This is a genomic window from Nonomuraea aridisoli, assembly GCF_003236395.1.
GTDB classification, from domain to species: Bacteria; Actinomycetota; Actinomycetes; order Streptosporangiales; family Streptosporangiaceae; genus Nonomuraea; species Nonomuraea aridisoli.
Map to the genome: position 1 here is coordinate 1 of NZ_POUD01000323.1, position 9,438 is coordinate 9,438.

12 protein-coding genes are annotated in these 9,438 nt (G+C 71.9%); 8 read left to right on the plus strand and 4 right to left on the minus strand.

Going from position 1 to position 9,438, the window contains the following annotated elements; all coding sequences use genetic code 11:
* The 4 genes from C1J01_RS42200 to C1J01_RS42215 form a co-directional block, all read left to right on the plus strand.
* Window positions 1-301: DNA glycosylase AlkZ-like family protein (locus C1J01_RS42200; protein ID WP_146615925.1), on the plus strand; the 301-nt coding region annotated here is incomplete at its 5' end.
* 58 nt (window positions 302-359) lie between these two features.
* Window positions 360-935 (plus strand): RNA polymerase sigma factor, encoded by a 576-nt coding sequence (locus tag C1J01_RS42205; RefSeq protein ID WP_111184655.1) that lies wholly within the window; start codon window positions 360-362, stop codon window positions 933-935.
* On the plus strand, window positions 925-1,701 hold the full coding sequence (locus C1J01_RS42210) for a hypothetical protein (RefSeq protein ID WP_111184656.1): 777 nt from the start codon (window positions 925-927) through the stop codon (window positions 1,699-1,701). The genes C1J01_RS42205 and C1J01_RS42210 overlap by 11 nt, the downstream gene beginning before the upstream one ends.
* A gap of 72 nt (window positions 1,702-1,773) precedes the next feature.
* Entirely contained in the window at window positions 1,774-3,309 is a 1,536-nt protein-coding gene (locus C1J01_RS42215) for a heparinase II/III domain-containing protein (RefSeq protein WP_235855036.1), read from the plus strand.
* On the opposite strand, the gene C1J01_RS42220 is transcribed toward C1J01_RS42215, so the two are convergent.
* Window positions 3,263-3,700: a MarR family winged helix-turn-helix transcriptional regulator gene (locus tag C1J01_RS42220; RefSeq protein WP_111184657.1), complete on the minus strand. Its 438-nt coding sequence runs from the start codon at window positions 3,698-3,700 to the stop codon at window positions 3,263-3,265. The two genes, C1J01_RS42215 and C1J01_RS42220, sit on opposite strands and share 47 nt — an antisense overlap.
* A gap of 152 nt (window positions 3,701-3,852) precedes the next feature.
* On the opposite strand from C1J01_RS42220, the gene C1J01_RS42225 reads away from it, so the two are divergent.
* Both C1J01_RS42225 and C1J01_RS42230 read left to right on the plus strand, forming a co-directional pair.
* Window positions 3,853-4,278 carry an SPW repeat protein gene (locus C1J01_RS42225; protein WP_111184658.1) on the plus strand — a complete coding sequence of 142 codons (426 nt, stop codon included), beginning with the start codon at window positions 3,853-3,855 and terminating at the stop codon, window positions 4,276-4,278.
* Between the two features lie 88 nt (window positions 4,279-4,366).
* Window positions 4,367-5,107 carry a Clp protease N-terminal domain-containing protein gene (locus C1J01_RS42230; RefSeq protein WP_111184659.1) on the plus strand — a complete coding sequence of 247 codons (741 nt, stop codon included), beginning with the start codon at window positions 4,367-4,369 and terminating at the stop codon, window positions 5,105-5,107.
* Between the two features lie 83 nt (window positions 5,108-5,190).
* Here the strand turns inward: C1J01_RS42230 and C1J01_RS42235 are convergent, their stop codons facing one another.
* The 3 genes from C1J01_RS42235 to C1J01_RS42245 are packed head-to-tail and all read right to left on the minus strand — an operon-like array spanning window position 5,191 to window position 7,688.
* The gene (locus tag C1J01_RS42235) at window positions 5,191-6,309 is read right to left on the minus strand and encodes a magnesium and cobalt transport protein CorA (RefSeq protein ID WP_111184660.1); all 1,119 of its coding nucleotides are present in this window, start codon (window positions 6,307-6,309) and stop codon (window positions 5,191-5,193) included.
* A gap of 13 nt (window positions 6,310-6,322) precedes the next feature.
* Entirely contained in the window at window positions 6,323-6,802 is a 480-nt protein-coding gene (locus tag C1J01_RS42240; RefSeq protein ID WP_111184661.1) for a nuclear transport factor 2 family protein, read from the minus strand.
* 1 nt (window position 6,803) lies between these two features.
* On the minus strand, window positions 6,804-7,688 hold the full coding sequence (locus C1J01_RS42245) for an amidohydrolase family protein (protein WP_235855037.1): 885 nt from the start codon (window positions 7,686-7,688) through the stop codon (window positions 6,804-6,806).
* A 108-nt stretch (window positions 7,689-7,796) separates the two neighbouring features.
* Between C1J01_RS42245 and C1J01_RS42250 the strand changes: the two genes are divergently transcribed.
* Both C1J01_RS42250 and C1J01_RS42255 read left to right on the plus strand, forming a co-directional pair.
* Window positions 7,797-8,495, plus strand: coding sequence for a M50 family metallopeptidase (locus tag C1J01_RS42250; protein WP_111184662.1), 699 nt, complete (start codon window positions 7,797-7,799; stop codon window positions 8,493-8,495).
* A 51-nt stretch (window positions 8,496-8,546) separates the two neighbouring features.
* Window positions 8,547-9,438 (plus strand): serine/threonine-protein kinase (locus tag C1J01_RS42255; protein WP_146615926.1); only part of this gene is annotated, 892 nt, incomplete at its 3' end.

Below are 9,438 nucleotides of genomic sequence, written 5' to 3' on the forward strand. Positions count from 1 at the left end.
ACGCAGGACGCCGCCCCCGGAGGAGGAGCCCGTGGTACGCCTCGCCCCCGCCTTCGACGAGTACCTCCTGGGCTGGCGCACCCGCGACCCGATCCTGGCCCCCGAACACGCCCGGCGGGTCTTCCCCGGCGGCGGCGTCCTGCGTCCGGTGGTGCTGGTGGACGGCGTGGTCGCGGGCGTGTGGGGCCGCAAGGGCACGCAGGTGACCGTGACCCCGTTCGGCGACCTGCCCGCGGGCCCGCTGGAGGCCGAATTGGAGGACATACACCGCTTTTTCCAGAATTTTCGGCGGAAAGCGTGAAAGCGATCCGGTGGATCGGGTGACAAGAGATGACCACTGATCCATCGGAAGGCAGCACATGACGGGGGAGACCCTCGCGACCCCGGTGCCCTGGACCGCCCGCGCACCCGGGGCCCTGGACACCGCCGACGCGTTCGCCGCCGTGTTCGACGCGCACTTCGGCGAGATCCACATCTACGTCGCCCAGCGGCTCGGCCCCGACATCGCCGAGGACATCGTCGCCGAGACGTTCCTCACCGCCTACCGCAAGCGCGCCCAGTACGACCCGTCCCGCGCCGGAGTGCGCGCCTGGTTGTACGGCATCGCCACGAACCTCATCGGCAAGCACCGCCGCCTGGAGGCCCGCACCCTGCGCGCGCTCGGCCGCTGCGGCCCCGAGACCGACACGCCGGGACACGAGGAGCAGGTGGCCGTGCGGGTCAGCGCCCAGAGCCTGCGGCCGGAGCTCGCCGCCGCCCTCGCCGGGCTCGACCGGCGCGACCGCGACGTGCTGCTGCTGGTCGCCCTCGCCGGGCTCAGCCACGACGAGATCGCCACCGCCCTCGGCATCCCGTACGGCACCGTCGGCTCCCGCCTGAGCCGGGCCAGGAAGAAGCTGCGGGCGCGGCTCGGGGAGGTGCGCGTTGACGGATGACCTGATCCGCGACCTGTACGGCGAGCCCCGGCCCGGCCCGGACGCCCAGGCCAGGGTGTGGCGGCGGGTCACGGCCCCGCGGCGGCGCAGGCGGCTGTCGTGGCTGGCGATCCCCGCCGTCGCCGCGGCGGCCCTGACGGCGATCCTGCTCAACGTCACCGCCGAGCCCCTCTCGGGCCGGTCGATCCTGCTGACGGCCGCCTCCTCGGCCGCGTCCTCCAGGTCCGGCGGCGCCTACTGGCACGTCGAGAAGCTGCACGACGGCGCCAGGGTGAGCGAGCTGTGGGTGACCAGGCAGGGGGAGGCGTGGACCGCCGAGCAGGGCCGCGTCACCCGGGTCACCGGCCGGGCGCCGTTCAGCATGGCCGGGCGCGACCTGACCTACGAGCAGATCCGGGCGCTGCCGTCCGACGCCGCGGCGCTCCGCGAACGGGTGGCCGCGATGTTGCCGCCGGGCTCGCAGGGGCTGCTCGCCGACGCGCTCAGCGGCCTGCTGTGGACCAAGCCGTCCGAGCCCGGCGTCCGCGCCGCCGCCTACCGCGCGCTCGCCGACCTGCCCGAGGTCCGCTACCTGGGCGCCGCCACGGACGCGCGCGGGCGCGCCGGAGAGGCGTTCGCCTTCGACCTGCCGTCGGGCGTGCGGCGGACCCTGATCATCGACCCGGACTCCTCGCAGGTGTTGTCCTGCGCGGACAGCGGCCGGGGCGGTCGCTCGGAGGTTGTCCTCACCGCCGGCTGGACGGACCAGGGCCCCGACCTTCGCTGACCCTTCCCGACCCCTGACCCTTCCCGACGTGCCGCGCGTGGGTCTCGCGCGCCCTGGAACAGGAGCCACGACGTGTTCTGGCGTGCCCGCACGACCTCAGGCCGGGCCATCTGCCTGAGCGACCAGTTCCCCCGGGTCAAGGTGGAGGAGGTGATGCGCGGCCTGGTGACGTTCGCCGGCCAGGCGCCGGTCCAGCTCGGCACGGAGATCGACTGGACCGCGAACCCGCACGGCAACCGCTCCTGGGCGCTCAATCTGCACGCGCTGCGCTGGCTCGGCCGCCTGGTCGCCGAGTACGAGCGGTCCGGCGCGCGATCCTTCCTCGACCGCGCCGCCGCGGTGGCCGACCACTGGATGCGGGCGAACCCGCGCGGCGGCTCCGGCGTCAGCCCGTGGGCGTGGGCCGAGCACGCGATCGCGCTGCGCGCCCCGGCCCTGGTGTGCCTCAGCGAGCACGTGCACACCCCGCGGCTGTGGGACAGCCTGGCCGAGCACGGCGAGCTCCTGGCCGACCCCGGTCTCTACCGCCGGGGCCACAACCACGGCCTCGACCAGGACATCGCGCTGCTCGTCGTCGCCTGCCGCCTCGGCCGGGCCCGCTGGCGCGACCTGGCCGTGCGCAGGATGACCGACTCGGCCGAGCTGGCGATCGACGCGCAGGGCGCGCTGCACGAGCAGGCCCCCCGCTACGGCCTGTACGTGCACCGCCGCCTGGGCGCCGCCCTGCGCGCCATCCGCGAGAGCGGGGCCGAGGTGCCCGAGCGGCTGGTGGCCAGGCGGCGGGCGCTGGAGACGTACGTGGCGCACGCGACCCAGCCCGACGGCCGCCTCGTCCCCATCGGCGACAGCCCGGCCGACGCCCGCGCGGACGGCTTCCCGCACGAGGGCCCGGTGGTACGGGTCTTCGACGGGGGATACGTCTTCGGCAGGAGCGCGTGGGACGATCCCGGGGCCGCGTACTACTCGATCAGGTTCGGCCCGGGACGGCGCCTGCACGGGCACGAGGACCACCTGGGCGTCACCTACTTCGCCGGGGGCCGCCCGATCCTGGTGGAGGCCGGCTTCCACTCCTACGAGCGCACCGGCTACGCCGACTGGACCCGCTCGCCGGAGGCCCACAACGTGCCCGTCCCGACCGGCGCGACCTTCCGCCCCGGCACCGCCACCCGCCTGCTCGGCTCCCGCGTCGGCCCCGATCACCAGTCGTTCGAGCTGGCCGACGACGCCTACGGGGTGCGCAGGACCCGCCGCGTGTTCGTCACCCACGGACCCGATCTGATGGCCGTGCACGATCAGGTGGCCTCGGGGACCCTGCGCAGCCTGTGGCACTTCGACCACGGGCTCAAGGTCCTGTCGCGCGGCGACGGGGAGGTGGTGCTGGGTGACGACACGGGCTTCCGCGTGACGGTGCTGCAGTTCCCGGGGGAGGGGCAGGGGGCGCGACCGGCCCTGATCTCGACGGGCTACCTCCGCACCGCCGAGTCCGTCACCGTCCTGTCGCCCGAGGCCCCCAGCGTCCTGACGGTGATCGTCCCGCACGGCGGCAGCGGTCCCGGTTCCCTCAGCTCCGTGAGCCGGCCGGACGAGCCGGGTGGACCAGGGCGTTGATCAGCGGAGCCAGGCGTCGAAGCTCCTCCACGTGGGCGGCGCTGAGCTGGGCCAGCTTCGCCAGCCCCGCCTGGGTCAGCGCGAGCCGCACCTCCCGGCGATCCCCGCTCTCTCCGCGGGTGCGGCAGATGAGGCCGAGCCGCTCCACCCGGTCGGCCAGCTGCACGGCGCTGTGATGGCGGGTGCACAGATAGTCGGCGACCTCCCCGATGGTGGGGCCCCGGGAGTCGGCGTGCCCGCGGATCGCCAGCAGCAGCTGGTGCTGGGTGGCTGTGAGGCCGACGTGGGCCGCCTGCTGCTCGCTCCATCGCAGGAATCGGCGGAGCGCGAGACGGAAGGACAGCAGGTTCGCGTAGTCGCGCTCAGTGAGTCGTTCGGCCGGTCGCCCCATAACTCATAACCTCTCCAAAAGTGATAATATCACACTAAGAGGTACAAATCGGGCGGCCTGGAGCGGCCGGGGCGGGCCCGCACGCGTCCAGGGCCGTCGTTCGCACAACCTCAGGCACGCATGCGATCGCATGCGCAAAGGTGGTGAAAGACATGGCTGGCGAGACCATGAGAATGCACCCCGACATCGCGGAGCTGCGGGCGAAATACGAGCTCGCCGCGGAGGCGCCGACCGCCAGGGCGGTCGCCGGTCTGACGTTCCTGGCCGGGCTCTACCTCGCGATGTCCCCGTGGATCGTCGGGTTCGACGGATTCACGACCTTGGCGGTGACCAACCTGATCGCCGGAGTCGCGCTGGCGGCGCTGGCGCTGGGGTTCGCGTCCGCCTACGGCCGGACCCACGGCATCGTCTGGATCGCCCCGCTGATCGGCGTGTGGACGATCGTCGCTCCCTGGGTCGTCAGCGGCGACGTCGCCACCACGACCACGATCTGGAGCAACGTGGTGACCGGCGTGATCGTCCTGCTTCTCGGGCTGGCCGAGATGTTCGGGACGAGCCCGTCCCGGTTCCGCCGATAACCCGCGAATCCACAGGCGGAAGCCGGCCTACCGGCTTCCGCCTTCTCATGCGTTGTTGAAGTAACCCCATAGGGGTTACAGTGGGGGTATGCCAAAGATCAACGTGTACCTGCCGGACGACCTTGCCGAGGCCGTCAAGAGCGCCGGAGTGCCCGTGTCGGCCGTCTGCCAGCGGGCGCTTGAGCAGGCCGTGCGCAGGGTGACCGCGATCAGGGAGACCGTTCTGACCGAGGTCGACCTGGAGCAGCCGACCGGTGCGCTCACCCACATGACCGCCAGGACCCGTACGGTGCTCAAGCTCGCCACCGAGCAGGCCCGCGCGGAGGGCGCCGCCGCCGTCGGCACCGAGCACCTGCTCGGCGGGATGCTGAGCGAGGGCACCAACCTCGCGCTGCGCGTGCTGGCCACCATGGAGATCGCCGACGGTCAGCTGCGCGCCGCGCTCGACCGGCACCGTCCCGCCGAGCCCGGCACGGGCGCGCCCGAACGGTTCGGCCCGCACGCCGCCGCCGCGCTCGAGCTCGCGGTCACCGAGGCCACGGCGCTGGGCCACAACTACGTGGGCTGCGAGCACCTGCTCCTCGGCCTCATCGCCGAGCCCGACGGCACGGCCGGCGAGGTGCTGCGCTCCCTCGGCGCCGACCTGCGCCTCACCCGGCGCGCCGTGTCCGCGGCCCTGGCCGGCTACGTCCACCTCCGCGCGCAGACCCCGCAGGCGCCGCCGCCCGAGGCCGTCGGCGAGCTGCTCACCGCGGCCGTCCGCCGTGAGCTCGCCCCTTTCGCCGAACGCCTCGACCGTCTGGAGGCCCGCCTCGGGGAGAACGGCTGAGCCGGCGCGGCCCGGCGCCGACGTGGCAGGCGGTCGTCGTCCTCACGCTGCTGATCGGCCTGATCATCACAGCGTCGTGGTGATCAGAGCCAGTCGCGGCGTTTGAAGATCGTGTAGAGCACCAGGCAGACGGCGCCCATCAGCAGCAGCGCGAACGGGTAGCCGAACACCCAGTGCGTCTCCGGCATGAAGTCGAAGTTCATCCCGTAGATGGTGCCGACCAGGGTGGGGGCGAACAGGATCGCCGCCCAGGCGGAGATCTTCTTGACCTCCTCACCCTGCCGGATGCTGGCCTCGGTCATCCGCGCCATCTCCTCGTTCTGGGCCTGCGTCACCAGCGTCGAGTTGACGATCAGGATGTTCTGCAACATCTGGCGGAACGACGAGATGCGCTCGGTCACCGTGATCGCGTGGTCGGCCACGTCGCGCAGGTAACGCTGCAGCTCGTCGTTGAGGCCGTATTTCGGGGCCCCCGCGATGAAGCCGTGGATCATGCCCACGAGCGGCGACGTCGCCCGCTGGAACTCGATCACCTCGCCCGACAGCTCATAGACGCGCCGCGACACCGACGGGTCGCCGCCGAAGACCTGGACCTCGATCTCCTCGATGTCCTTCTGCAGGCCGGCGATCACCGGCGCGTACCCGTCGACCACGGCGTCGAGGATGGCGTACAGGACGGCCTGCGGGCCCTGCCGCAGCAGCTCCGGCTCCGACTCCATGCGCCTGCGCACACCCTGCAGGTCGGGGGCCTCGGCGTGGCGCACGGTGATCACGAAGTTGGGGCCGACGAAGACATGCACCTCCCCGAACGCGACCTCCTCCACCTCGTCGAGGTAGCGGGCGGCGCGCAGCACCACGAACAGCGTGTCGCCGTAGCGGTCGGCCTTGGGCCGCTGGGAGCCGACGATCGCGTCCTCCAGCGCCAGCTCGTGCAGCTGGAACTCCTCGCCGAGCTTGACCAGTTCCCATTCCTTCGGCCGGTAGAGCCCGATCCAGGCCATGCTGTCGGGCATCTGCTTGAGGCGCTCGAAGGCGTCGGCGAGGGAGCCGGGGTTGTCGACCCGCTCGCCGTCACGGTAGATCGCGTTGTCGATGACGGTCGGGCGGTAGGGCGCCTCCTCGGTGGCGCGGGGGTCCATCGAGTGCTCGGGCGCCTCTTCGCGTGACTCACCGCTGTGCCTGAACCCTCTGACCCTGGCCATGGTTCCCTCCCGGTCAGGACGGCTGCGCGTCGTCGAGGTGGCGCACCGCGCGTTCCCTGATCGTCCTGCGCCACATGGGCGTCCACCCGAACACCAGCCCGTGCGGCCGGCCCAGCGCCATTCTCGACCACCGCTTGAAGTCGAAGTCGTCGTGGTGGCGGACGATCAGGTCGTCCTCGAACCTGAACAGCGCGTCGATCTCGTTGACCACCTCGCGCCCGGTGCTGGAGAAGGTGTAACGGGCCGTCCAGTGCGCGGTGCCGGAGAAGTCGTCGGCGCGCACGTCGCGGTAGGAGGACTGCAGCCCGCTGCGTACGCCGAGCTGGATCCGCCACATCCTCATCACCCTGTCGCGCCCCTCGACCTCCTGGAAGATGGGGTCGCCGAAACTGACCTCGGGGTGGTAGCAGCGCTCCATGGCCGCCAGGTCGGCGCGGCCGAGAGCGTCGAAGAAAGCGCTGATGAGCGCTACGTGCCGATCGTTCACTGTCATATCAGATCATGGCCATTCCATTGCTCCAGCAGACGGCCCGCAACCAGTCGTCGCCGAGGTCCAGCCGGGCCAGCGCGTCGAGCTGATGGGCGTACGGGTAAGGGATGGTCGGGAAATCACTGCCGAGCACCACCTTCCCCGCCAAGCCGAGGTCAAGCAGCGCGGGCCGCAGCCGTTCGGGGAACGGCATGGCGCGCTCGGAGAAGTCGGTGAACGCCATCGTGGTGTCCAGCGCGACCCGCTCGTAGCGGGCGGCCAGCTCGAAGAACGGGTCGTACTCCGGCATGCCCATGTGCGCGATCACCACCCGCAGCCGCGGATGCCGGCGCAGCACCCCGCTGATCGGCTCCTCGCCGACGTAGCCGCCCGGCACGGGGATCGAGCTGGCGTGCACCACCACCGGCACCCCGGCCTCGGCCAGCAGCCCCCACACCTCGTCCAGTTCGGGGACGCGCGGGTCGAACGCGCCCACCTGCAGGTGCACCTTGAAGATCCGGGCGCCGTCGTCCAGCGCCGCTCCGACGTACTTCCCGGCGCCCGGCTCCGGGAAGAAGGTCGCCGACGGCAGGCAGCCAGGGGTGCGGCGGGCGAAGCCGAGCGTCCACTCGTTGAGGTCGGCCGCCATGCCGGGCCGGTGGGCGTAGGCCAGGGCGGGGAAGGACCGCACGCCCAGCTCGCGCAGCCGCTCCACGCGCCGCTCGACCGGCCACTCGTACGTGATCGGCCAGCCGTCGCCCATGAGCGGGCCGCCGTGGTGGAAGTGGTGCCACACGCGGCGTTCCATCCGCTCGGGCAGGAAATGCACGTGCAGGTCGATCAGGCCGGGCAGTCCCAGCCCCCGCCACCAGTCCGGCACGCGCGCGTCAGAATCCCGTTCCGTGACCACGGTGCAGACCCTACCGACCGCGCTCCCGCCCAACGGCGCCGGTATACGGATAAATGCACAGTCGGCGAGGAGCCGGGGAGCGGGCGGAGCGGTTAGGGTTTCTCCTCGATGGACAAGCTCTGGGCCCATTTGATCGAGGTCCAGCCCGACCCCGACCCCTGGGTCGTCGCGGTCTCGGCGCTGGCCGCACTCGCGCTCGTCGGTTTCCGCATGCCCTGGCAGATCTCCAGGGGTCTGATCACGATCGCCCACGAGGGCGGCCACGCGCTGATGGCGCTGGTCACCCGGCGCAAGCTCGAAGGCATCCGGCTCCACTCCGACACCTCCGGCGTGACGCTGACCAGGGGCAGGCCCACCGGCCCCGGCATGGTGCTGACGGCGCTGGCCGGCTACCTCGCGCCGTCGCTGCTGGGATTAGCCGCCGCCTGGCTGACCGAGCAGGGGCGCATCACGCTGCTGATCTGGGGCGTGCTGCTGTTCCTGGTCTGCATGCTGCTGCTGATCCGCAATCTGTACGGCGCGCTCATCCTGCTGGTCACGGGCGGCGCGGTGTTCGCCCTGATCATGTACGCGCCGGCCGAGGCGCAGCAGGTCGTCGCCCTGGTCGCCGTGTGGTTCCTGCTCTTCGGCGGCATCCGGCCGATCATCGAGCTGCAGCGCAAGCGGCGCCGGCGGCAGGCCCGCGACTCCGACGCCGACCAGCTGGCCCGGCTGACGTTCCTGCCGGGCGGCTTCTACGTGTTCTTCTTCCTGCTGGTGTCGGGGGCGTCCGCGGTCTTCGGCGCATACCTCATGAACCCCCTCTAGCATCGAAATTTCACACTAAACTCGCCCGCGAGCGCTATCAGGGGGAGTGACGTGCTGCCAGTCGAGGACGCGCCCGGCTACCGGGTACTCGATCAGGCGGGCAGGGGCGGGTTCGCCGTCGTCTACCGCGCCTACCAGGAGCGTCTCGACCGGGTGGTGGCGCTCAAGGTGCTCTCCGTCGACCGGGTCGACCAGCGCACGATGCGCAGGTTCCAGCGCGAGCTGCAGCTGACCGGCCGCCTGACCGGCCATCCGAACGTCGTGACCGTCTTCGACACCGGCGTGACGCGCTCCGGCAAGCCGTACATCGCGATGGACTTCTTCGAGAACGGCTCGCTGCGCGACAGGGTCGGCAAGGAGGGGCCGCTGCCGGTGCCCGACGTGCTGCGCGCTGGCGTGAAGCTGGCCGGCGCGCTGGCCGCCGTCCACGAGGCGGGCGTCCTGCACGGCGACATCAAACCCCAGAACATCCTCATCTCCCGGTACGGCGAGCCGGCGATCGCCGACTTCGGCGTGGCCCGGGTCGTCGACTCGGCGGAGGTGTCGGCCACCTCGCACGCGTTCACCCCGCTGCACGCGGCGCCCGAGGTGCTCACCGGGCAGCCGCACTCGGCCTCGACCGACGTCTACTCGCTCGGCTCGACCCTGTACCACCTGCTGGCCGGGCGGCCCGCCTTCCACAACCCGTCGGACCCGTCGATCGCGCCGCTGATGTACCGGGTGCTCAGCATCGATCCGCCGCCGCTCAACCGCCCCGACGTGCCGTCCACGCTGTTCGAGGCGGTCCTGCGCGCGATGTCCAAGGAGCCCGGGAAGCGGTACGCGTCGGCGCGCGTGTTCGCCCGCCGGCTGCAGGAGGTGCAGGCCGAGCTCGGCCTGCCCGTCACGGACCTGCTGGGCGAGGACCCGGGCCCCGGCCCGTCGTTGTCCACCGTCCCCCGCC